This window comes from Actinomadura darangshiensis (assembly GCF_004349235.1).
Classification (GTDB): Bacteria; Actinomycetota; Actinomycetes; order Streptosporangiales; family Streptosporangiaceae; genus Spirillospora; species Spirillospora darangshiensis.
In genome coordinates, this window is record NZ_SMKY01000077.1 from 1 (window position 1) to 21,623 (window position 21,623).

General features: G+C 73.0%; 20 protein-coding genes. 12 read left to right on the plus strand and 8 right to left on the minus strand.

Annotated elements, in window-relative coordinates; translation table 11 throughout:
• The coding region (locus E1293_RS18505) for an AraC family ligand binding domain-containing protein (RefSeq protein ID WP_207938921.1) at window positions 1–390 on the minus strand (390 nt) is incomplete at its 3' end.
• Window positions 391–510: 120 nt separating this feature from the next.
• Between E1293_RS18505 and E1293_RS18510 the strand changes: the two genes are divergently transcribed.
• Entirely contained in the window at window positions 511–1,266 is a 756-nt protein-coding gene (locus E1293_RS18510; RefSeq protein WP_132198672.1) for a class I SAM-dependent methyltransferase, read from the plus strand.
• Window positions 1,267–1,566: 300 nt separating this feature from the next.
• Here the strand turns inward: E1293_RS18510 and E1293_RS18515 are convergent, their stop codons facing one another.
• From E1293_RS18515 to E1293_RS50495, 3 genes are all read right to left on the minus strand, one after another.
• Window positions 1,567–1,824 carry a hypothetical protein gene (locus tag E1293_RS18515; RefSeq protein ID WP_132198673.1) on the minus strand — a complete coding sequence of 86 codons (258 nt, stop codon included), beginning with the start codon at window positions 1,822–1,824 and terminating at the stop codon, window positions 1,567–1,569.
• A gap of 204 nt (window positions 1,825–2,028) precedes the next feature.
• On the minus strand, window positions 2,029–2,367 hold the full coding sequence (locus tag E1293_RS50490; RefSeq protein ID WP_165978276.1) for an AAA family ATPase: 339 nt from the start codon (window positions 2,365–2,367) through the stop codon (window positions 2,029–2,031).
• Between the two features lies 1 nt (window position 2,368).
• Window positions 2,369–2,764 (minus strand): ATP-binding cassette domain-containing protein, encoded by a 396-nt coding sequence (locus tag E1293_RS50495; protein WP_341770199.1) that lies wholly within the window; start codon window positions 2,762–2,764, stop codon window positions 2,369–2,371.
• A gap of 53 nt (window positions 2,765–2,817) precedes the next feature.
• Between E1293_RS50495 and aztB the strand changes: the two genes are divergently transcribed.
• The 4 genes from aztB to aztD all read left to right on the plus strand — a co-directional run bounded on the left by aztB (window position 2,818) and on the right by aztD (window position 7,125).
• Complete coding sequence (gene aztB, locus E1293_RS18525; protein WP_132198674.1) at window positions 2,818–3,696, plus strand: zinc ABC transporter permease AztB; 879 nt, start codon at window positions 2,818–2,820, stop codon at window positions 3,694–3,696.
• The gene (locus tag E1293_RS18530; protein WP_243716315.1) at window positions 3,693–4,907 is read left to right on the plus strand and encodes a hypothetical protein; all 1,215 of its coding nucleotides are present in this window, start codon (window positions 3,693–3,695) and stop codon (window positions 4,905–4,907) included. Before aztB ends, E1293_RS18530 begins: the two co-directional genes overlap by 4 nt.
• Window positions 4,901–5,869 carry a zinc ABC transporter substrate-binding protein AztC gene (aztC, locus tag E1293_RS18535; RefSeq protein WP_132198675.1) on the plus strand — a complete coding sequence of 323 codons (969 nt, stop codon included), beginning with the start codon at window positions 4,901–4,903 and terminating at the stop codon, window positions 5,867–5,869. Before E1293_RS18530 ends, aztC begins: the two co-directional genes overlap by 7 nt.
• Window positions 5,870–5,937: 68 nt before the next feature.
• Window positions 5,938–7,125: a zinc metallochaperone AztD gene (gene aztD / locus E1293_RS18540; RefSeq protein ID WP_132198676.1), complete on the plus strand. Its 1,188-nt coding sequence runs from the start codon at window positions 5,938–5,940 to the stop codon at window positions 7,123–7,125.
• Here the strand turns inward: aztD and E1293_RS18545 are convergent.
• From E1293_RS18545 to E1293_RS18555, 3 genes are read right to left on the minus strand one after another with little or no spacing between them, the layout of a single operon-like run.
• Window positions 7,122–8,624 (minus strand): tripartite tricarboxylate transporter permease, encoded by a 1,503-nt coding sequence (locus tag E1293_RS18545; protein ID WP_207938922.1) that lies wholly within the window; start codon window positions 8,622–8,624, stop codon window positions 7,122–7,124. The genes aztD and E1293_RS18545 overlap by 4 nt on opposite strands.
• A 15-nt stretch (window positions 8,625–8,639) precedes the next feature.
• Entirely contained in the window at window positions 8,640–9,140 is a 501-nt protein-coding gene (locus tag E1293_RS18550) for a tripartite tricarboxylate transporter TctB family protein (RefSeq protein ID WP_165978273.1), read from the minus strand.
• A 20-nt stretch (window positions 9,141–9,160) separates the two neighbouring features.
• Entirely contained in the window at window positions 9,161–10,135 is a 975-nt protein-coding gene (locus E1293_RS18555; RefSeq protein ID WP_132198678.1) for a Bug family tripartite tricarboxylate transporter substrate binding protein, read from the minus strand.
• 320 nt (window positions 10,136–10,455) lie between these two features.
• On the opposite strand from E1293_RS18555, the gene E1293_RS18560 reads away from it, so the two are divergent.
• The 3 genes from E1293_RS18560 to E1293_RS18570 are packed head-to-tail and all read left to right on the plus strand — an operon-like array spanning window position 10,456 to window position 13,503.
• Complete coding sequence (locus tag E1293_RS18560) at window positions 10,456–11,295, plus strand: enoyl-CoA hydratase/isomerase family protein (RefSeq protein WP_207938923.1); 840 nt, start codon at window positions 10,456–10,458, stop codon at window positions 11,293–11,295.
• 7 nt (window positions 11,296–11,302) lie between these two features.
• Complete coding sequence (locus tag E1293_RS18565) at window positions 11,303–12,433, plus strand: CaiB/BaiF CoA transferase family protein (protein WP_132198679.1); 1,131 nt, start codon at window positions 11,303–11,305, stop codon at window positions 12,431–12,433.
• Between the two features lie 32 nt (window positions 12,434–12,465).
• Window positions 12,466–13,503: a LysR family transcriptional regulator gene (locus tag E1293_RS18570; protein WP_132198680.1), complete on the plus strand. Its 1,038-nt coding sequence runs from the start codon at window positions 12,466–12,468 to the stop codon at window positions 13,501–13,503.
• Between the two features lie 171 nt (window positions 13,504–13,674).
• On the opposite strand, the gene E1293_RS50220 is transcribed toward E1293_RS18570, so the two are convergent.
• On the minus strand, window positions 13,675–16,395 hold the full coding sequence (locus E1293_RS50220; protein WP_132198681.1) for a helix-turn-helix transcriptional regulator: 2,721 nt from the start codon (window positions 16,393–16,395) through the stop codon (window positions 13,675–13,677).
• A gap of 289 nt (window positions 16,396–16,684) precedes the next feature.
• On the opposite strand from E1293_RS50220, the gene E1293_RS18580 reads away from it, so the two are divergent.
• From E1293_RS18580 to E1293_RS18595, 4 genes are all read left to right on the plus strand, one after another.
• Window positions 16,685–17,050 carry a WXG100 family type VII secretion target gene (locus E1293_RS18580; protein ID WP_132198682.1) on the plus strand — a complete coding sequence of 122 codons (366 nt, stop codon included), beginning with the start codon at window positions 16,685–16,687 and terminating at the stop codon, window positions 17,048–17,050.
• A gap of 78 nt (window positions 17,051–17,128) precedes the next feature.
• Window positions 17,129–17,443 carry a WXG100 family type VII secretion target gene (locus E1293_RS18585; RefSeq protein WP_132198683.1) on the plus strand — a complete coding sequence of 105 codons (315 nt, stop codon included), beginning with the start codon at window positions 17,129–17,131 and terminating at the stop codon, window positions 17,441–17,443.
• 36 nt (window positions 17,444–17,479) lie between these two features.
• Window positions 17,480–18,826 (plus strand): EsaB/YukD family protein, encoded by a 1,347-nt coding sequence (locus E1293_RS18590; RefSeq protein WP_132198684.1) that lies wholly within the window; start codon window positions 17,480–17,482, stop codon window positions 18,824–18,826.
• A 4-nt stretch (window positions 18,827–18,830) separates the two neighbouring features.
• Window positions 18,831–21,596: a right-handed parallel beta-helix repeat-containing protein gene (locus tag E1293_RS18595; protein ID WP_207938924.1), complete on the plus strand. Its 2,766-nt coding sequence runs from the start codon at window positions 18,831–18,833 to the stop codon at window positions 21,594–21,596.
• Window positions 21,597–21,623: the final 27 nt, after the last annotated feature.

Here is a 21,623-nt window from a genome sequence, read left to right on the forward strand (position 1 = left end):
CAGCGGGGGGACCGAGGCCAGGGCGGGGACGGCGTCCGGTGTGAACGCGACCGACCACGCGCGGCTGCGGGCGAGTTCGGCGCCGGTCGTGATGCCGATGACCTGCCCGGGCGACACGGCGTGGACCTCGCCGGCGCGCAGCGGCCGTTCGGCGCCGTCGATGGTGACCGAGCCGGCGCCTTCCTCGACATAGACCAGGACGAGGAAGTCGTGGGCGTGACGGTGGTTCGGCGGGAGGTCGGCGTGCGCGGCTTGGGCGTCGAAGCGGGTCACCGAGACGGCAGGCACGCCGGGACGCTGCTGGTAGCGATAGACGGGCGTTCCGTCGAGCCGCACCGTGCCCAGCTTCGACCGCGAGCCCAGCGAGGCACCGTCCGAAGAATGTCCCATGATGTCAAACGTATGTCCTGCTGGAGGGCCGCGGAATGTCCAAGACTGGATGGTGACGGCACCAGGTCTGTCACGCGCCGTCGGCGCCAGACCCGCCACCGAATTCACGAAGGGGAACCCATGGCAGCTTCCAGCGGCGTACGCATCGTCGACCAGCGAACCGAGGAGGAGCGAGACCGCCCGTTCCTGCCGGGCGCGGGCAAGACCTGGCTCCTGCCGTTCTACGACGCCTTCACCCGGGTGGGCGGGGTCCGCGCATTGCACGAGCGCGCGGTCGAACTCGCCGGCATCGAGCCCGGGCAGGCGGTGGCCGACGTCGGCTGCGGCACGGGCAACCTGTCGTTCGCCGTGCTCGCGGCCCAGCCGGACGCGCGGGTGACCGGCCTCGATCCTGACGGAGACGCCCTGCGCAGGGCCGCGCGCAAGGCGCGCCGCCGCGGCGTCGCTCTCACCCTCGTCCAGGGATACGCCGACCGGATCCCCGCCCAGGACGCCTCGCTCGACCATGTGGTCTCGTCGTTGGCCCTGCACCACGTCGATGACGACGGTCGGAGCGCGTTCGCGCGCGAGGCGCTGCGCGCCCTTCGACCGGGAGGAAAGGTCACCATCGTCGACTTCGGCGGCCCCGCGTCCAACGCCGAAGACGTCGGCCACTCCGCGCACGGCCAGGGCCCACGCTGGGCCCACGCCTTCCGGCACTTGCTCCGCCCCATGCGTTCCCGGGCGGCGCACGGCCCGGCCGAGGCCCGCAGCCATGGCGACGGCATCGTCGCGCTGCTCGCCGCCGCGGGGCTCGGCAACTCCCAGGAGGTCGCACACGCCGACCACAGGTTCGGCCGAGTCACCTTCGTACAGGCGACCCGCCCCCTGAGCTGAACCAGGCCACTCAACCTCCTGGGCGCGGCTGGACTGTAGATCTGGGCGACCACCACCTCATCCGCCGGAGTTCCGACGAGGCGCTTCGAGCTGGCCCGGACCAGCGACAAACCATCCACGGCGCTGGCCAAGAGCCGAGCGGATGGTGGCTATTCGCGTGGCTGGAGGAGTTCGGCCCGGACCAGTTCGAGCAATCGACCGACCCATTTGCGCCCTCCGCGGGGACCCCGATCGGTCCAGAACGGTGACTCGGAGATGCCGGTATAGCTGATCCGTGCGTCTGCGGAGGACAGCGAGATCTCAGCCATTTCGGGGTGCTGGGGCGACCTTGGCGCGCAGCAGATCAGCCATCGCGGCGGTCCGGGCCGCGGCCCGGTCCGGCCGCAATGCGCACCGGCCGCCGGTCTCGCGGGCCTCGTGGACGGTGGCCGCGTCCCGGATGCGGTCGTGATCTGAGCGGGCGGCCGCCCCGGCCTGCGCCGGGTCGTCGGCATGCAAGACAGCCCGATGCTCACGCTCACGCTGGACGCCTTGGTCGCCGGCGTTGAAGTACTCCACCTTGGGTCGTCAACGGCTCCGGATAGCGTGCCGACCACCGGGGTGTCGGCGCGGGCCGCTCGGGCGCCGGACGCTCAGGATTATGGAGAGCGATCCTGACTCCGGCCGCTGCCGCAGCCCGCGCAGGTCGAACTCCTCCCCGCCCCCATCCACGAGCCGGTAAGTCGGCCTCCTCCACGCCATCCACGCAAGCTAGCCCCTCGGTCAGTCCCTCGACGAACACGCGTGCGGGCCGCACTGCGTCGGCGCAGGAACTGGCCACCGCCGGTCGGCGTGAGGCGGCAGGGTCGCGTCCGGGACGCCCTCCGCCAGAAGGCGGCCGTTCTGGAGGAGCAGGCAGTGGTCGGCGCGGGCTGCGGCGTCGGGGTCGTGTGTGGCGTGGACGATGGTCACGCCGGTCGCGGTGAGTTCACCGAAGATTTCGAGGATCCGCTCTTGGGCGTCCTGGTCCAGGCCGGCCGCGGGCTCGTCGAGCAGCAGGAGATCGGATCCTTGGGCGAGGCCCTGGGCGATGAGTGCGCGTTGGTACTGGCCGCCGGACAGGTCACTGAGTTGTGCCCCCCGCGAGTCCGGTCACACCGACACGGTCCATGCACTCGGAGATGACGGCCTTGTCGCCCCCGGTGAGGCGTCGCCACCATCCGCGATGGGGCCAGCGGCCCATGGCCACCGTGTTCCGGACGGTCAGGGGCAGCGCGGCCGGGACCTCGGCGCGCTGGAGCACCAGGGCGGGTCGCTGCGCGCAGGACGACTCGACCGTGCCGCTGGACGGGGCGAGCGTCCCGGCGAGCACGCCGAGCAGGGTCGACTTCCCGGAGCCGTTGTGTCCTACCAGGGCCGTCACGCGTGAGCGGGGCACGCGGGCCGTGATGCCGTGCAGCACCGTCGTGGACCCGTAACCCGCTCGCAGCCCGCGCATCGTGATCGCCGTATCGGCCACTGCCGTCCCCTCACTTGAAAGTGATAACCGTTTTCATTATAGGGTGTCGAGCCATGGAGTGGCTTCTGGCCCCTTTCGGGGTGTCTTTCGTTGAGCGGGCGCTGTGGGGAGGGCTGCTGGTCTCCGGCATCTGCGCGCTGGCCGGCACCTGGGTGGTGCTGCGCGGTATGGCCTTCCTCGGCGACGCGATGTCGCACGGCATGCTGCCCGGTGTGGCGGCCGCGTCGCTGCTGGAAGGGAGCCTGTTCCTCGGGGCCGTGCTGAGCGCGGGCGCGATGGCGCTGGGTGTCACGGTGCTGTCGCGTTCACCCCGGCTGTCCCAGGACACCGGCATCGGCCTGCTGTTCGTCGGGATGCTCGCCACCGGTGTGATCATGGTGTCGCACTCGCAGAGCTTCGCGGTGGACCTGACCGCCTTCCTGTTCGGCGACGTGCTGGCGGTGCGCCCGGGCGACCTGGCGGTGCTGGCGGTCGCGCTGGGGGCGGCGGCCGCCATCGCGGCGCTGGGGCATCGCTCCTTCGTCGCGCTGGCCCTCGACCCGCGCAAGGCGCAGACCCTGGGGATGCGGCCGCGGCTCGCGCACGCGCTGCTGCTGTGCCTGCTGACTCTGGCGATCACCGCGTCCTTCCACGTGGTGGGGACGCTGCTGGTGTTCGGCCTGCTGATAGCCCCGCCCGCGGCGGTGGTGCTGTGGGCGCGCAGCGTACCGATGGTCATGGCCGGGGCCGCGCTGCTCGGCGCGCTCGCGACGGTCACCGGGCTGCTGGTGTCGTGGCATCTGGGCACCGCGGCCGGAGCGACGATCGCCGCGGCCGCCGTGGCCTTCTTCCTCCTGTCGGCGCTGGCCGCCGATCTGCGCGACCGCCGGCCTCGCCGGCGGCCACCGCCTCCGAACACCTCCGGACGAAAGGCCTCCGGGTACACGTCATGATTCTCATCAGTACGGTCGGCGCGCGGACGCGCGCATCTGCGGCCGCCGTCGCGGCCGGAAGCCTGCTCACCTTGTTCGCCGGCTGCGGCGACTCCGGTGACGGGGGCGGCTCCGCGGGCACTGCGCAGACCCCGCACGGCTATGTCGAGGGGGCCGAGGAGACCGCCGAGGCGCAGTGGCGGCTGGTCCTGGGTGATGCGCACGGCGGCCGGGTTCACTCCCTGGATCCCGCCACGGGCAAGAGTACGCAGGTCGCCGAGGCCCCGGGCCTCACCGCGATGCGTACCGACGGGCGCTTCGCCTACCTGGCCACCGGCAAGGCGGTGCGGATACTCGATACCGGGGTCTGGACGGTCGACCACGGCGATCACGTCCACTACTACCGTGCCCCCGCCCGCACGGTGGGCGACCTGAACGCCACGGGGGCCTCCGGCGCGGCAGGCGACCCCGGCGTCACGGCGCTGGCCACGGGCGGTGCCGTGCGCGTGCTGGACAGGAAGGCCCTCGATGGGGGAGACGTCCGGGAGGCCGCGACGGTCGCCGGACGGGTCGCCGTGCCGTACGCCGAGCACCTGCTGATCGGCTCGGACGAGACGGGGCACGTCACCGTCCACGACCGCAAGGGGCATCGGGTGGCGCGGCTGCCGGAGCCGTGTCCCGAACCGCGGGGGCAGGCGACGACCCGGCGCGGCGCCGTCCTCGGCTGCGCCGACGGGGCACTGCTGGTGACGGCCCGGGATGGAACGTTCCGGGGAGAGAAGATCGCCTACTCCGGCACCGTGCCGGACGACGAACGGGCACTGGAGTTCCGGCACCGCCCCGGAGCGGACGTCCTGGCGGCCAAGGCCGGCGACAAGGGCGCCTGGGTCCTCGACGTCGCCGCCAGGAAATGGAGCCGGGTGGGGACGGGCGTGCCGGCGCTCGCGGTGAACGCGGTGGGCGCGGACTCCCCGGTCCTGCTGCTCGACCGTGCCGGCGTCCTGAGGTCCTACGACCCCGCCTCGGGGAAGGAGGAGGCGCGCTCGGAACTGCTGAAGAACGCCGACGGCGCCCAGCCCGCGCCGACGATCGAGGTGGACACCGCCCGCGCCTACGTCAACGACCCCGCCGGCAAAGCGGTGCACGAGATCGACTACAACGACGACCTGCGTCTGGCCCGCTCGTTCACGCTGCCGTTCGCACCCGCGCAGATGGTGGAGACGGGATGGTGACCGCCGCACTGCCTTCTCAAGGCGCAGGGCCGTTCAGCGGTCGGCGGCACGTCGCGAGGGCGCTGATGGTGCTGCTCCTGGTGCTGGCCGGATCGGCGACGGGATGCTCGGCGGTGGGCTCGCAGAGGTCCGGTGTGGTGGTCACCACCAACATCCTCGGCGACATCACCCGCGCCATCGTGGGCGGCCAGGCCGAGGTGACGGTGCTGATGAAGCCCAATGCCGACCCGCACTCCTTCGGTGTGTCCGCCCAGCAGGCCGCCCGCATCGAGAACGCCGCCCTGCTCGTCCACAACGGCCTGGGCCTGGAGGAAGGGGTGGCGCGCAACGTCGAGGCTGCCCGCGACCAGGGGGTGCCTGCGCTCAGCGTGGGGGAGGGCGTCGATCCGATCACCTACATCCAGGGGCGGACCGCGCGTCAGCCCGACCCGCACTTCTGGACCGACCCCGTCCGGGTCATCGGAGCCATCGGCCTCATCACCGCCCAGGTGATCGAGCACGTCGACGGTGTCGACGCCGGAACGGTCCGCGCCAACGCCGCCGCGTACCGCGACCAGGTCTCGGCCCTTGACGCCGGGATGCGGATGGACTTCGCCGAGATCCCGCCCGGGCGCCGCAAGCTGGTCACCAACCACCACGTCTTCGGCTACCTGGCACAGCGCTACGGCTTCGAGGTCATCGGGGCCGTCATCCCCAGTGGCACCACGTTGGCCTCGCCCAGCGGCTCGGACCTGAAGTCGCTGGCCGACGCCGTCCGGCGGGCCGGGGTGTCGACGGTCTTCGCCGACTCCTCCCAACCGGACCGCCTCGCCCAGGTCATGGCCCGCGAGGCCGCACTGCGCATCAGGATCGTCTCGCTCTACTCCGAATCGCTCACCGGCGCCGACGGCGGCGCCCCCACCTACCTGCGGATGATGCGCGCCAACGCCGACGCCATCAGCGCCGGACTCGCCACGCGGTGAGTCCACCGGGCTCCTCCCGAGCCATTACTCCAGCCGACGACCTCCTCCGACAGAATCAGAGAGCTGAAATGGAACACCCGACCCGTCCAAGGCCGCACCGCAAGGGGGCGCTGCCCGCCGCGATGGTGACGCTCGGCCTCGTACTCAGCGCCTGCGGCCCAGGCGACTCCGGCTCCGGAGCACGGAGCGCCACCTCGGCACCCGCGGCGGCCAAGGTCCAGGACCCCCTGGTGGTGACCTACGACGGCGGCATGTACGTCATCGACGGCACCACGCTCAAGGTCGTCCAGGACATACCGCTGGACGGATTCAACCGCGTCAACCCTGCCGGAAACGGCCGCCACGTCATGGTCTCCACCGCCACGGGATTCCGTGTCCTGGACGCCCAGGGCGCACGGCTCACGGAGGACGAGTTCGCCGCACCGAAACCCGGTCACGTCGTCCACCACGCAGGCAAGACCGTGCTGTTCTCCGACGGCGCAGGCAAGGCCACGACCTTCGACCCCAGCCGGCTCGGCGACGGGCTCCCGCAGTCGTCCACCTACACCTCCCAGCACCCCCACCACGGCGTGGCCATCGCACTCGCCGACGGCGGGCTGGTCGTCACCATGGGCACCGAGGAGAAGCGGACCGGCATCCAGGTCCTCGATGACGAACGCAAGGAGATCGCCCGCAGCGAGGACTGCCCAGGCGTGCACGGCGAGGCCACCGCCAAGGCCGAGGCCGTGGTCGTCGGCTGCGAGAACGGGGCCCTGCTCTACAAGGACGGCAAGATCAGCAAGGTCCGGGCGCCCGACGAGTACGGACGTATCGGCAACCAGGCCGGCCATGACGACTCCCCGATCGTCCTGGCCGACTACAAGACCGACCCCGACGCCGAACTCGAACGCCCCGAGCGGGTATCACTGATCGACACCCGGACGGCCCGCATCAGGCTCGTCGACCTGGGAACCAGCTACACCTTCCGGTCCCTCGGACGCGGCCCGGACGGCGAGGCCCTGGTCCTGGGCACCGACGGCGCGCTGCACGTCGTTGACCCCGAGCGCGGCGAGGTCACCCGGAAGATCAAGGTCACGGGCCGGTGGCGCGAGCCGCTGGAATGGCAGCAGCCCCGTCCCGCCCTCCACGTTCGCGACCGCACCGCCTACGTCACCGACCCCGGCAGCAGCACGCTCTACGCCGTCGACATCGAGTCCGGCAAGGTGAAGTCCAAGGCCCGGCTGCCGCGAACCCCCAACGAACTCACCAGCGCCTAGTCATCACCGGCGGGCGCTGGAGTCTTCAGCGCCCGCCGCACCGACAGGGCCACGGCCACGAGGACCAAGCCGAGGATCACCATCGTGACGGGCCGTCCGAGCACATACGCCGGGTTTCCGTCGGAGAAGGCCAGGGTCTGGCGCAGCGAGGTTTCGAGCGTGGGTTGGAGGACGACGGCGAGCACGAAGGGGGCCATGCTGAACCCGACGCGGCGAAGCGCGAATCCGAGGAGTCCCGTGACCAGCATGACGACGACGTCGAACATCGAGTTGTTCTCGGCGTACACGCCTACGATGCACAGGCCGATCACCATCGGCATCAGGACCTGCGGCGGGATGGACAGCAGGCGGGTGAAGAGCCCCACCAGCGGGAGGTTGAGGACGAGGAGCGCCAGGTTGGCGATGTACATCGCGGCGATCACAGTCCAGAACATCTCGGGCTGGTCGTTGATGAACGTCGGGCCGGGGACGATGCCGTTGAGCAGCAGCGCGGCGAGCACGAGCGCCATCGTCGGGGCGAACGGGATCCCGAGCGCCAGCAGCGGGATGAACGCCGCACCGGCCGCGGCGTTGTTGGCCGCCTCGGGGCCGGCCACCCCCTCGACGGCGCCCTTGCCGAACCTGCCGGGGTGCCTGGAGATCTTCCGCTCGGTGACATAGGAGGCGAACGTCGACAGCACCCCGGACGGGCCCGGCACCAGCCCGAGCAGGAAGCCGATCACTGAGCCGCGGACCGCCGCCGGGGCCGCCTCGCGCGACTCCTGCCGGGTGGGCAGCAGCTCCTTGAGCTTCGGGGCCCTGACGGGTTCCGGACGCCACCGCCGGCCGGTCGTCGTCAGCGCCTCCGTGACGCCGAACACCCCCATGACCAGGGCGATGAAACTGAATCCCTCGGCGAGGTCGGTCGTTCCCATGGTGAACCGCAGATCGCCGGCGGCCGGGTCGATGCCGACCGTGCCGACCGCCAGCCCGGCACAGATCATGGCGATCGCCTTGGCGGTGGAGCCGCTGGAGAGTGCCGCCAGCAGCAGCAGTCCCGCGATGCACAGCGCCATGTACTCGGGAGGCCCGAGTTCGACCGCGACACCGCTCAGCCACGGAGCGAACAGCATGAGGCCGATGATCGCGACGGTGCCCGCGACGAAGGACGAGACCGCCGCGACGGTCAGCGCGGAACCGGCCCTGTCCCGTTTCGTCATCTCGTGCCCGTCGAGCGCCGTCACCACCGAGGACGCCTCACCGGGCACGTTGAGCAGGATCGAGGTCGTCGACCCCCCGTAGGTGGAGCCGAAGTAGATCCCGGCGAACAGGATCAGCGACCCCGTCGGGCCCAGCTGCGTCGTCATCCCGAGCAGAACCGACATCGCGCCGATCGGCCCGATGCCCGGGAGCACCCCGACGACCGTGCCGAGGACCACGCCGACCAGTGCGAGGAGGACGAATGTCGGATCCGTGAAGGCGGCGAAGCCGGTGCCGAGGTTGTGGATCACGTCCGCCATGCGGCTTCCTTTCGTTCAGACCAGGCCGAGCGTGCCCGCGGGCAGCGGGACGTAGAGCAGGCGGACGAAGAGGAGCCAGGTGGCCGCGCCGAAGGCGACGCCGAGAATGACGGCGCTGGTCCACCGGGACACGCCCATGATCTTGGCGGCCAGCAGCACGGAGACCGACAGGGTCACGATCATTCCCACCGTGGCGCCCACCGCCGGCACCAGCAGGGCCACGGCCAGGACACCGGCGATCCGCCACCAGTGCACGTCGGCATCGTCCTGCGCATCGTCCTGCGCATCGTCCTGCGCACTGTCCTGCGGGCCGGGCTCGCCGCGCGGTGTTCCGCGGAGGCCCTGCACGAGGAGGGTGACGCTGGCGGCGACCAGCACGACCGCGACGACGAGAGGGAAGAACCCCGCCCCGGTCTCGGCCATCGTGCCGATGCCCTCACCGACGGCCAGCACGCCGTACAGCAGCCCCAGCACCAGCAGCGATCCGGCGCCGATCACGTCGGATGCGGCTCTCATCCGTGGGAGACGCCTCATCATCATCGTGGGAGCAGGCTCGCCGCCGCTGTGGTCTTCTCGGCAAGCCGCGCTTTGGCCGCCTTCCCGTCGGCCCCGCTGACGACGAGTCCCAGCTTCTGCGCGGTTTGGGCGAACTTCGGGTCCTTGATGGCGGAGTTGATCGCTGTGGACAGCTTCTGCTCGACCTTGGCGGGCAGGTCTTCCGGCGCGACCACGACGTTGTACGCCTGCCACTGCAGCTGGACGTTCTGCTCTACGAAGGTGGGGACGTCGGAGGCGAGGCCGACGCGCTCGGCGGTGGCGATCGCGAGCGCGCGGAGCTTGCCGGACTTCAGCTGCGCCATCCCACCGGCCAGCTGCATGACGCCCACGTCGATGTTGCCGCCCAGCAGGGCCGTGGTGGTCGCCTGGTCGCCGTCGAACTTGACGTGCTTGAGCCGCGTGCCCGTCAGCTGCTCGAACTTCCTGGCCGGGATCGTGTAGTTGAGCGGACCATCGCCGATGGTGACCGCGTCGGGACGGGCCTTGGCGGCGGCGACCAGGTCGCCGACATTCTTGAAGGGAGAATCACCGGGTACCGCGAACAGCACCGGCGACGTGGTGACCTCGCTGAGCACCGTGGCCGCCTTGGCGTCGTACGGCACCTTTTCCGTTTGCGGAATCAAGGTTAGGGGGCCGTCCGGAACGAGGCCGATCGTGTAGCCGGCCGGCTTGGCGTTGAGCGCCGCGGTGGTCCCGACCGAGCCGGCGCCGCCCGCCCTGTTCACCACCTGGACGCGCCGGCCGAGCTTGTGCTGCGCGCCGATGACGTCGGCCAGGGCGCGGGCCGTGGTGTCGATGGCGCTGCCGGCCGGATAGGGCACGATGAGCTGGACGTCGCGGGCCGGGTAGGCCTGTTGGGCAGGCGATCCGTCACATGCCGCGGTGACGAGTGCGCAGGCGAGGGTCACCAGCAGCACCGCGCTGCGGGGCTTGCCGACTGGACGAGCTTTCATGGGGCACCTCTTGTGTGAAGGACCGCTGGCCTGACGGGGCGGCGACCAGGGCGACGGCGCAGCTCATGGCATGTGCTCGTCGCTGAGCCCAATGACCATGACCTCGGTCCACTTCCGCGAGGGCCCCACCGTCCCACCGCCCGATGAAGTACGTCAAAGACGTGAACTCAACCAGACTCATTGTCTGGCGCAATGAGTCAGTCATTGCATCCCGCAATGCATCGATCTCAGTTTTGCTCTTTGACGCACTAGGACGCCGTTGCTCAAGATGGCCCTGGCGGAGGAACGGTGAACGAAGCTGGCGAGGGATGGTGCACCGGATGTCTCATCCGATGAGCGGGACGGCGGTCGGGTCCGGAACCGTGCTGTTCGGGTTCGAGGACGGTGTCGGCACGGTGACCCTCAACCGGCCGGAGCGGCGCAACGCGATCTCCTGGCAGCTCGTCGAGGACCTGCTCGCCGCCATCGAGCGGGCCCGTTCGGAACGCGCCCTGCGCGTCCTCGTCGTCACCGGGGCGGGAGACGACTTCTGCGTCGGCGCCGACATGGCGCGGGTCGCTTCGGACAGCGTCCACGACCAGGAGACGCGCACGTTGCGCGGACGATCGGTGGCGGACGACCTCGAGCGGCTGACGCGCGCTTCGACCATCGTGGAGGCGCTGGTGTCCTTCCCGATGCCGACGATCGCCGCCATCAACGGTGCCTGTGCCGGCGCCGGGCTGGCCTTCGCCCTGGCCGCCGACATCCGGCTCGCGGCCGAGAGCGCGGCTTTCAATTCCGCGTTCGTCAGCGCGGCGGTATCAGGCGATTTCGGCAGCGCCTGGCTGCTGGCCCGCGCCGTGGGCGACGCCCGCGCGCGGGCGCTGCTCCTCGATCCCGCGAAGTTCACGGCCGCCGAGGCGTCCGAATGGGGCCTGGTCACCGAGACCGCGGCCGACCTGCCGGCCCGGCTCGGCGAGCTGTCCGGCAAGCTCGCCGCACAGGCGCCGAAGGCCATGCTGTACGCGAAGCGGAACCTGGCCGACGCCGGACTGGCCACGCTGCCCGACTACCTCCGGCGGGAGGTGCCCCGCATGGTCGACTGCGCCCGCAGCGACGATGCGAGGCAGGCGGCCCGAGCCTTCCTGGAAAAGCGCAAGCCGGTGTTCACCGGAGAGTAGGAACAGGATGTCCACACCACTCGCGGGAATCCGTGTCGTCGAGTTCGGCCACTACATCGCGGCGCCCGCGGCGACGCAGCTGCTGTCCGATCTCGGCGCCGAGGTCATCAAGATCGAGCCACCGGGCGGGGACCAGGCGCGCGGCATCGGCGCGTACGGCGAGGGCATCGTCCTCGCCTTCAACCGCGGCAAGCGCTCGGTGGTGCTGGACCTCAAGCGGGAGGACGACCGGAGCACCGCCCTGGCCCTGATCGCGGAAGCGGACGTCGTCGTGCAGAACCTGCGGGCCGGAGCGCTGGCCCGGCTGGGTCTCGGTCCTGACGATCTGAGGTCCGCCCACCCCGGGCTCGTCTACGTCTCGGTCTCCGGTTTCGGCGCCGGGAGCCCCTCGGCGCACCGGCCCGGCCTCGACATCGCCGCGCAGGCCGAGAGCGGGCTGATGTCGATCACCGGTGAAGACGACGGTGATCCGCTCCGGGTCGGGTTCCCCGTCGCCGATGTCGCCGCGAGCTACGCGGTCGTCCAGGCGGTCCTCGCCGCGCTCCTGCGCCGGGAGCGCACCGGCGAGGGCGGGGTGGCCGAGGTCTCCCTGCTGGACACCGCGATCCATCTTCAGTCGGCCATGTGGGGCGAGTGGCACGCCTCCGGTCAGGAGCCGCGGCGCAAGGGGAACGGCCAGGCGACGGTGGCCCCCGCGGCCGACCTCGTCCACACCACCGACGGGACCATCGTCCTCTCGGCGTACACCGCCGACCACTTCGCACGGCTGTGCCGGCTCATCGGCAAAACCTGGATGCTCGATGACCCCCGGTTCGCCGACAATCCGTCCCGGGTCGCCAACCGGACGGTGCTCCTGGCGGAGATCTCCCAAGCGCTCGGCGTCCTCGGGACCGAGAAGTGCCTCGCGCTGCTGGCCGACCACGGCATCGTCGCGGCGGAGGTGCGCACCTACCGCGACGTGGCCGCGGCGGCGGACGTGCGTGCCGACGGCATCCTCACCACGGGGATCGGCCCGGACGGTGACCGCTACACCGTCCCTTCCCTGCCCTTCACCCTCGACGGCGTCGCTCCGGCGGCGGACCAGGAGGTGCCGCGGCCCGGAGCCGACTCGGACGCGCCCGCCTGGCGCGAGCCTTGACCCGCCGTTGAGTTCGAGCGTTGGATCGCCCCATGAACGTCCGCGAGCTCGAATGCTTCCTCGCCGTCGTCGACCACGGCAGCATCACCCGGGCCGCCTCCGCGCTCTACCTGGCACAGCCGTCCCTGTCGCAGATCATCCGCCGTCTTGAGGGCGACCTCGGCGTCGAGCTCTTCCGCCGGGTCGGGCGCGGGCTGGTGCTCGCCCCCGCGGGCGAGGCGCTCGTCGGGGCGGCCCGCCAGGTGGTCCGGGACATGCACCAGGCCCGGCAGATCGCCGAAAGCTACCGCGGGCTGGAGCGCGGGCGGGTCGACCTGGCGATATCCGCCTCGCTCACGTCGAGCTTCCTGGCCGCGTGGGTGGGCCATTTCCGCCGCAGGCACCCCGGCCTCACCGTCCGGCTCACCCAGCACGACGGGGACACCGACGAGATCGTCGCCCTGATCCGGACGGGCGAGGCCGAACTCGCCTACACCGTCGCGCCCGTGACGCGGCACGGGATCGAGTGCACCCGCATCGGCGCGGGGGAGGTCGTCCTGGCCCTGCCGCCCGGCTGGCGCAACGAGTTCCCCGACCCGGCGCCCGTCGCGCTGCTCGACGGCCTGCCCATGATCGTCGACCGGGGGTTCGGACGCGCCTACCTCGACTCCATCCGCGACACGAGCGCGGTCGAGCCCGCGGTCGTGGTCGACGTCAGCGAACCCGCCGGGCTCGTGCCGTTCATCATCGCGGGCGCGGGAGCCGCCCTCCTGCCGATGCGCCAAGCACTGGACGCGCGGCGCCGGGGAGCGAGCCTGCGCATGATCGACCCATTGGCCTCACGGGCGATCTACGCCATCACGCCCAGTGCCCCGATGTCGATGCCGGCCAGCAAGTTCCTCGAACTCAGCAAGGAGAACCTCGAACGCTGGGAACGGGCCGTCACCATGCGCACCGACCGCGGAATGACACTTCTGGAAGCGGCGATCGATGCCGACAGCGTGATCGAGACCGCGTACCAGCGACTGGAGGAGACCCCCTACTATCCGTCCGATCTCACCGTGAGCCCCCGGTCCGGCACCGACCTATAAGAACGATGTCGTAGCTCCGCTCTGACGGCTTTTCGAATAGGTTTATCTGCTGCTCATCGGCGCTGATGTGTTGATCGAACGGCAGCCCGCGGTCCCGTGCTCGATAAATGGCACGCCACCGTTTGCGGTGTGCTACCGGTGGTGGTCAGGTCGTTGCCGGTGAGAAAAGCTTCATCCTGAACGGGCTTTGTTCGCGGGCAGGCCGGGTTTCAGGGTCCGCAGTTGCCTGCGGGAGGTCAGGCCGAGCTTCTTGAAGATGCTGCGCAGGTGCGCGTCGACCGTGCGGGGGCTGAGGAACAGTTCGCGCGCGGCCTCCTTTGACGTGGCCCCGTCGGCGACGAGGAGGGCGATCCGGGTCTCCTGGGGGGTGAGGCGTTCGAGCGGGGTGGCGCCGGGCTTGGCGGGTCGCTCGCCGCAGGCGGCGAGTTCGCGGGCGGCGCGGGCGGCGAACCCGGCGGCGCCGATCGAGGCGAGCGTCTCGTGGGCGCGGCGGAGCTGGGTGCGCGCGTCGCCGCGCCTGGCCTCGCGGCGGAGCCATTCGCCGTAGAGCAGCCGGGTCCGGGCGAGCTGCGGCACGGCGCGGGTGCGTTCGAGGGCGTGGATCGCCGCCAGGAAGAGGTCCTCGGCGCCGGGTCCGGTGGCCAGCAGGGCCTGCGACCGGAGGCCGATGCCGTCGGCCCAGTCGGTGCCGGCCGCCCGCGTCCGTTCGGTGAGCAGGTCCATGGCGGGGCCGGCCAGTTCGGGACGGCCGGCGCGGACCGCGGCCTCCACGACTTCGGACGGGACGAACGCGCGCAGCCCCGGATCGTCGTGCTGGGAGGCCCGGCGGGCGGAGTGCAGCGCGGTCTCGTACCGTCCCGCGCCGTTGTGCAGGACGGACGCCGCGTGGTCGAGGACCGAGAGCAGCTGGCCGTGGCCGCGGTCGCGTGCCACGCGGGTGGCCGCGTCGGCCAGCCGGTCGAAGTGTCCGCCGTCGCCGCGCCAGGCCGTGAGCATCAGGTCGGCCCATAGGGGCGCGGTGACGTTCCAAGGGCCGGTCGTGGCGCGGACCTCGGCGACGAGGGCGGCGGCGCCGTCGAACTCGCCCGCGTGGACGCGGGCGAGTGCGAGCTGCCGTAAGGCGAGGGGGAGGACGCCGCGGGCGCCCGTCCGGTGGGCGGCGTCCAGCTGCCGTTCGGCGAGGGTGCGCCACGCGCCGTCGTCCCACAGGTCGGCGGCGGCGCCGCAGGCGAGCCACACCGAGGGGTGGTCCGGTCCGTCCGGGAGTGCGAGGAGGGCGTCCACGGCCGCCCGCAGGGCGGGGGCGGCGGCCTGGCCGGACGTCAGCTGCCGGCCGACGGCGTCGAGCAGCAGGCCGGCCGGCCGGTGCCCGGGTTCCCCGCCGATGGCGGCTCGCGCGGCCCGGGCGCGGTGGTGCGCGCCGAGCCGGCCGGCCGCGAGCCCGGCGGCGAGTGCGTCCAGGCGCGCCTCGCCGGCGGCCGGACGGTCGTGCTGCGCGAGGCCGCGGGCCGCGTCGAGGAGCGGCGCGACGGCGTCGCCGCAGCGGCCGTCGTGCAGGGCGAGCCGGGCCGACAGGAGCGCGGCGAGCGCCCGTCCGCGCTCGTCCAGCGGGCCTGCCGCGGCGGTGGCGAGCAGTCCGGACGCCGCTTCGGCCGCGCCCGCTCCGAGTGCGAGCCGGGCGGCGGCCAGGGCGCGGGCCGCGCGGCGGGCCGGATCGGGGGTCAGCGCGGCGGCCCGTCCGAGGAACGCGCCCGCCGCCGCCAGGCCGCCGCGTGCGCGGGCCCGCGGCACGGCCAGTTCCAGCGCGGCGGCCACGGCCTCGTCCGGGGCGATCGTCGACCGGGCGCGATGCCAGGCGCGCCGGTCGGGGTCCGGGCGGGCGGTCGCCTCGGCGAGCGCGGCATGCGCCGCCCGGCGGTCGGCAGGGGCCGCGGCCGCGTACACGGACGAGCGCAGCCCCGGGTGCGCGAACAGGACGCGGGCGCCGAGGCGCAGGAGGCCCGCCTCCTCGGCGGGTGCGGCCGCGTCCGTCGCGATGCCGAGCCGGGCGGCGGCGTCCCACAGCAGGGCGGGATCGCCGAGCGGTTCGGCGGCGGCGAGCAGGAGCAGCCGCCGCGTGTCGGCGGAGAGCGTCCGGAGGCCGAGGTCGTCCGGGGGCCCGGCGGGCGGCCCGTACCCGCCGGTCGGGTCCGTTCCCGCCTGCCGTTGCGCTTCCAGGACGGTCCCGGGGTTGCCGCGCGTCTCGGCGATGAGCCGGTCGCGGACGCGTGCGTCCAGGGGGGAGCGGAGCCGGGACCCGAAGAGGGCGAGCGCGTCGCCGCGGCGGAGGCCGTCGAGCCGGTGCTCGGGGAGCCCGGCGAGGTGCCGCAGGCCCGGCTCGTCGCGGCCGGCGAGAAGGAAGGCCACGGGCGCGGTGCGCGCGCGGCGCGCCGCGAAGGCCAGGACGCGCGCGGACGCGGGGTCGAGCGCGTGCGCGTCGTCGACGAGGCAGACGGCCGGACGTCCCGAGGCCAGCAGCGTGCGGACGGCGAGGCCGAGGTGGGACGGCTCCGGCGCTGGGCCGTCCCGCAGCCCGAAGACCACCTCGACGGCCTCCCGCTGCGGGCCCGGCAGCGCCTCCGCCGCCGCGAGGACGGGCTCGCACAGCTCGTGCAGCGCGCCGTACGGGAGCGCTCCCACACCGATCCCGCGGGTGCGGAGCCGCCGCAGGCCCGGCACCGCCGCCACGGCCCGTTCCAGCAGCACCGTCTTGCCGATGCCCGCGTCGCCCCGCAGGACGAGCGCGCCGCCGCGGCCGGCGCGCGCGTCGCGCAGCAGGCTCTCCAGCGCGGCGGACTCGGGCTCGCGGGAGAGGAATCCGGGCCCGTCGAGGGAGGGGATCCCGTCGGCCATGAGTGCTCTCCAAACGCCCTTTTCGGGTGGGCCGGGTGGACGGCGGGATCGGGCGCGACGCCGCGCGGCGACCCGTCTGTTCACTTTTCACCAGTCTGAACGCGGACGGCCTACGGCGGCGCCAACGGGATCGACTGATCATCTTGACGCTATGTGAACACTCGGAGAACGACGCTGGGCTTTGGCGAAATAGGCGATTTCTACCGATACAGATCGGTGGTCGCGGCATGGAACTCTGGGCGCTGCACCGGACCGATCACCCCTCGCCGATCCCGGAAAGGCGACCGCCATGGCAGACCCGTCCGTGACCGTGGGCGGAGTGACCTACAAGGTCACCCCCGAATACCTGGCCAGTGCCGCGACGGACACCACGAACACCGCGTCCCGGATCTCCGAGGAACTGGGCCAGATCAAGACCTACGTCTACAGCCTCGAGGCGAGCTGGGGCGGTATGGCGCACGAACGCTTCGTCGTGCTGATGGCCGAGTACGACATTCTCGCCAAGATGCTGAACGACGCGCTCACCGGAATCGCGGCCGGCCTGCAGGGCAACTACGTCAACTACAAGGAATCCGAGGAGCAGAACATCACCAACCTGAACAACATCGAGGCGGGCATGCCCGGCGGCCCCGGCGCCGTCGCGAACCTGACCTGACCGCCGCTCCAGCCCGATCCGCCGCCCGTACGCGCAGGCGAACGCGGCGTCCGACCGAGAACCTGAGAGGGACCCGCCATGGGGAATGTCGACGGCACACAGATCTACGTCGGTGAGGGGCTCGGCGCCGCCGGCGGCTGGCTGAACGGCCGCGCGGCCGAGATCGAGGGTCAGCTGCAGACGCTGAAGACCAAGCTCGCCCCGCTGGAGGCGGCGTGGACGCAGAGCCAGGCCGCGACCTACTACCAGGACATGCAGCTCCAGTGGAACATCGCCGCCGAGGGGCTCTTCGGCCCGGACGGCGTGCTCGGCCAGATCGCCCACGCGATGAACGTCAACTGGGGCAACTACGCCGACGCCGAATGGGCGAACATCCGCAGCTGGCAGCACTGAGACGCCGCGTGAGACAGGAGAGCCGAGGAGTCCGCGTTGGCCGATGAGCGGTGCCGGATCACGGTCGTGGGCGAGCGCCGGAGGGTGGACATCGCCCTGCCCGCGCACGCCCCGATCACCGAGTACGCCTCCATGCTCGCCGACATGTGCGGCCAGGACGAGCCGGACGCGATGCCGCCCGCCTGGTCGCTGGCGCCCGCCGGGCGGCCGCCGTTCGAGCCGGGCGGCTCGCTCGGCGACGCGGGCGTGGTGGACGGCGAGACGCTGTACCTGCGCAACGTCCTCGAAGGCGAGTTCGACGGGCCGGCGGTCTCCGACATCGAGGAGGAGATCGCGACGCTGGAGGACGACGGCACGATGTGGAGCGCGCGGACGCGCGCGTACACGACGGTCGTCCTCGGCCTGCTCGTCCTCGTCGGCGCGGCCATCGCCCTCGCGGCGGGCGGCGGCGCGCCCGGCGCGGTCGCCGCGGGCGCACCGCTCTTCGCCACCGGCCTCGCCGCGCCGGTCCTGGCGTGGAGCGCGGCCCGCAAGCACTGGCCCGTCCCGCCCGGGGCGCGCACGGCGCTGGCCGCGGCGTCGTGCCCGCTGCTGACCGGCGCGGTGCTCGCCCTGCCGGTGACGGGCTTCGCGCCCCGGCTGGCGGCGGCGCTGGCCGCCGCGCTGGTCGGCGCCCTCGCCGCGTACCTCGCGGCGCCCTCGGCGCCCACGATGGTGCTGCTGCTCGGCTGCGGCCTCGCGCTGCTCCTCGCCGTGCCCCTGGTGCTGCTGAGCGCGAGCGCCGCGGAGGCGGCGGCGGCCGTCGCCGTGGTCGTGTTCCACCTCCTCGCGATCCTGCCGCGGCTGGCCTCGCAGGTCGCCACGCTGCCGGCCGGCACCAGCGAGATGGACGACGTCGCGGGCACGGTGCGCCGCGTCCAGCGCCTGCTCGTCCTGCTCAACACCGGGTGCTGCCTGGCGGTCATCGGCTGCCTGGCCGTGCTGAGCGCGTCGGACGGCTGGTTCGCGCTCGGGCTGGCGCTCTGCCTCGGCGTCGCGCTGCTGTGCCGGGCGAGCAACTCGCGGCTGACCGCGGTCGTCGCGGCCCTGCTGCTGAGCGGCCTGGCGGGGCTCGGCGCCCTCCTGCTGCGCGTGCCGGACCGCCTCCCCGGCCTCGGCCTGCCCGGCTGGTCCGGGCCGCTGGCACTCGTGGTCGTCGGCGTCGTCGTGCTGTGGGCCGGTCTCGTGATGTCGTTCCGCAGCTCGCTTCAACAGGCCGACTTCGGGGAGCGGTGGCGGTGGCCGGGCCCGTTCGGTGCTTTCCTCGGCGCGGTCAGCGTGCCGGTGGCCGCGGGCGTCTTCGGCGTGTTCCAGGCCCTCCTGGACGCCGGCCGGGGGATGTGACGCGATGCTGATGAAGCGGACCGCCCGGGAACGGGTCGCGCCCGGCTGGGGCGCCCACGACACCATCGCCTCCGCCGTGCGCGCGGCCGCCGCCGGAGCGACCGTGTCGGTGCATCCGGGCGAGTACCGGGAGAGCGTCGTCCTGAACCGGGACGTCACCCTGATGGCGGAGAAGGGCCCCGGCACTGTGCGGATCGTGTCGCCGCGCGGCCCCGCGATCACCGTGCACGGCGGCGCGGCCGCCGTCCGCGACATCACCGTGGCGGGCACCGCGCCCGGCGAGCCCGCGCTCCTGCTGCGCGGCGGGACGCCCGACGTCCGGGGATGCGAGGTGACCGGCGGCCGGATCGAGGTCACCGGCGACGCCGTCGCCGCGCTGGCGGCCTGCACGGTCGTCGGCGCCGACCGCGCGTCCGTCCGGCTGACCGGGACCAGCCGGACGGTGCTGGACGATCTCGCGATCCGGATCGCCGGCGGCGATGGCGTCGTCGTGGACGACGCGGCCCGCGCCGAGTGCACCGGCGCCCGCATCGACGGCGCCGCGGGACGGGGCGTCCACGTCGCGGGGACCGCGCGCGCCCGGTTCACCCGGTGCGAGGTGCGCGGCACCCGGGCCGCCGCCGTCCACGCGGAGGGCTCGGCGGCGCTCGTCCTCAGCGAATGCAGGCTGCACGACGCGGACGCCCACGGCGTCCGGCTCGGCGGGACGGCCGGCCGGCGCGGGCCGGCCGTCCCCGCCGCGGAACCCGGCGACCGGCCGGACGGACGGCGGGCCGGCGGGCGGCGGCCGGACGCCGCGTCGGCCGAGGAGCCGCGCACGTCCAGCCGGCACGGCGTCCTGCTCCGCCGCTGCGAGATCGCCCGCACCGGCGCCGCCGGGGTCCTCGCCGAGGACGAGGCGGCGGCCGTCCTGAGCGACTGCCACGTCCACGACACCTCCCGGGCCGGGATCTTCGCGACCGGGAGCGGCGAGCTGGAGCTGGACGGCGTGCGCGCGGTCGACATCGACGGCAGCGCGCTCGCCGCCGCCGGGGACGCCGTGCTGCGGGCCCGCGGCGGCACGTTCGCCCGCACCACCGCGAACGGGCTTTACGCGGCCGAGCGCGCCGAGGTGACGCTCACCGGCTGCGAGGTCCAGGACACCGCGTACACGGCCGTCCACCTGGCCGGCGGGGCGCGCGCGACGCTGTCCGGCTGCCGGATCCGGGAGACCTTCGAGTACGGGATCCGGGTGTGCGAGCGGGCCGAGCTGGCGGCGGACGGCACCCGGGTGCGGGACGCGCGGCTGGCCGGCGTCCTGGTGGAGGGCGGCGACGCGGTCCTGCGCGACTGCGGGATCGAGCACGTCCGCAACGGGATCGCCCTGCGCACGACGCACCGTCCGCTGGTGTCCGGCTGCGAGGTCGGCGACGTCGCGGAGGTGGGCGTCGAGGTCGGTCCGGGCGGCGGCGCCGTCCTGGAGGACGTCCAGGTCCGGCGCACCGGCTCGACCGGCATCTTCCTGGACGCCGGCAGCACCGCGCGGATCGACGGGTGCGCCGTGCGCGAGGTCGAGGGGACCGGGCTGTTCGCCGGGGCGGGGGCCCGCCCGCGCGTCCGGGACCTGACCGTCGAGCGCCCCGGCCGCAACGGCGTGTTCGTCGCCGAAGGCGCGGCGGGGATCTTCGAGGACTGCCGGATCCGCGACGCGGGATACCCGGCGATCTACGTCGAGGCGGACGCGGCGCCCGTCCTGCGCCGCTGCACGGTGGAGGGCGGCGACCACGACCTGGTCGTCTGCGACGGCGCCGAACCGGTCGTGGAGGACTGCGGGTCGGAGGGGGTGCGCGACGGCGTGCTGCCGGAGGGCCGGGCACCCGCCGCCGGGACCGGGGCGGCCGTCGCGGGGGCGCGGGACGGTGCCCGGGCCGGCGCGGACGACGGCGGCGAGGACGACACGCGGCCTCCCGAGGAGCGGCTCGCGGAACTGCGCGCCGAACTCGACCGGCTGGTCGGGCTCGACCGCGTCAAGCACGACATCGTCGGGCTCACCAAGCTGATGCGGATGGTGAAGGTGCGGCAGGAGGCGGGCCTCCCGCCGCCGCCGCTGAGCCGCCATCTCGTCTTCGCCGGCAATCCGGGCACCGGCAAGACGACGGTCGCGCGGCTGTACGGCGGGTTCCTGCACGCGCTCGGCCTGCTGCGGCGCGGCCATCTCGTCGAGACCGACCGGGGCGACCTGGTCGGCGAGTACGTCGGGCACACCGCGCCGAAGACCCAGGCGGTGTTCCGCCGCGCGCTCGGCGGGGTGCTGTTCATCGACGAGGCGTACGCGCTCGTCCCGCACGCGCAGTCCGGCGACTTCGGCCAGGAGGCGGTCTCCACCCTGGTGAAGCTGATGGAGGACCACCGCGACGACGTCGTGGTGATCGTCGCCGGATACCCGGCGGAGATGGCGCGCTTCCTCGCCTCCAACGCCGGGCTGGGCTCGCGCTTCACCCGCACCCTGACGTTCGAGGACTACGGGTCGGGCGAGCTCGTGCGGATCGTCCAGCACCACGCCGACCGGCACCGGTACGAGTGCCCGGCGGAGACCGTCGAGTCCCTCCACCGCTTCTTCGACGAACTCCCGAGAGGCGGTCAGTTCGGGAACGGCCGCGCGGCACGGCAGGTCTTCCAGCTGATGACCGAACGGCACGCGCGGCGGATCGCCGACGACCTGGCCGCGGCCGCCCCCGGAGACCTGACGACGCTGCTGCCGGCGGACCTCCCGGACGCGGAGGCCCTGTGAGCGACGACGCGGTGAACGAGGACTCCA

Bases quoted from the DNA above. Each gene is read 5' to 3' on its own strand.
- E1293_RS18510 (WP_132198672.1), top strand. From the start codon at position 511: ATGGCAGCTTCCAGCGGCGTACGCATCGTCGACCAGCGAACCGAGGAG.
- aztB (WP_132198674.1), top strand. From the start codon at position 2,818: ATGGAGTGGCTTCTGGCCCCTTTCGGGGTGTCTTTCGTTGAGCGGGCG.
- E1293_RS18530 (WP_243716315.1), top strand. From the start codon at position 3,693: ATGATTCTCATCAGTACGGTCGGCGCGCGGACGCGCGCATCTGCGGCC.
- aztC (WP_132198675.1), top strand. From the start codon at position 4,901: ATGGTGACCGCCGCACTGCCTTCTCAAGGCGCAGGGCCGTTCAGCGGT.
- aztD (WP_132198676.1), top strand. From the start codon at position 5,938: ATGGAACACCCGACCCGTCCAAGGCCGCACCGCAAGGGGGCGCTGCCC.
- E1293_RS18545 (WP_207938922.1), bottom strand. From the start codon at position 8,624: ATGGCGGACGTGATCCACAACCTCGGCACCGGCTTCGCCGCCTTCACG.
- E1293_RS18550 (WP_165978273.1), bottom strand. From the start codon at position 9,140: ATGAGAGCCGCATCCGACGTGATCGGCGCCGGATCGCTGCTGGTGCTG.
- E1293_RS18555 (WP_132198678.1), bottom strand. From the start codon at position 10,135: ATGAAAGCTCGTCCAGTCGGCAAGCCCCGCAGCGCGGTGCTGCTGGTG.
- E1293_RS18560 (WP_207938923.1), top strand. From the start codon at position 10,456: ATGTCTCATCCGATGAGCGGGACGGCGGTCGGGTCCGGAACCGTGCTG.
- E1293_RS18565 (WP_132198679.1), top strand. From the start codon at position 11,303: ATGTCCACACCACTCGCGGGAATCCGTGTCGTCGAGTTCGGCCACTAC.
- E1293_RS18570 (WP_132198680.1), top strand. From the start codon at position 12,466: ATGAACGTCCGCGAGCTCGAATGCTTCCTCGCCGTCGTCGACCACGGC.
- E1293_RS50220 (WP_132198681.1), bottom strand. From the start codon at position 16,395: ATGGCCGACGGGATCCCCTCCCTCGACGGGCCCGGATTCCTCTCCCGC.
- E1293_RS18580 (WP_132198682.1), top strand. From the start codon at position 16,685: ATGGCAGACCCGTCCGTGACCGTGGGCGGAGTGACCTACAAGGTCACC.
- E1293_RS18585 (WP_132198683.1), top strand. From the start codon at position 17,129: ATGGGGAATGTCGACGGCACACAGATCTACGTCGGTGAGGGGCTCGGC.
- E1293_RS18595 (WP_207938924.1), top strand. From the start codon at position 18,831: ATGCTGATGAAGCGGACCGCCCGGGAACGGGTCGCGCCCGGCTGGGGC.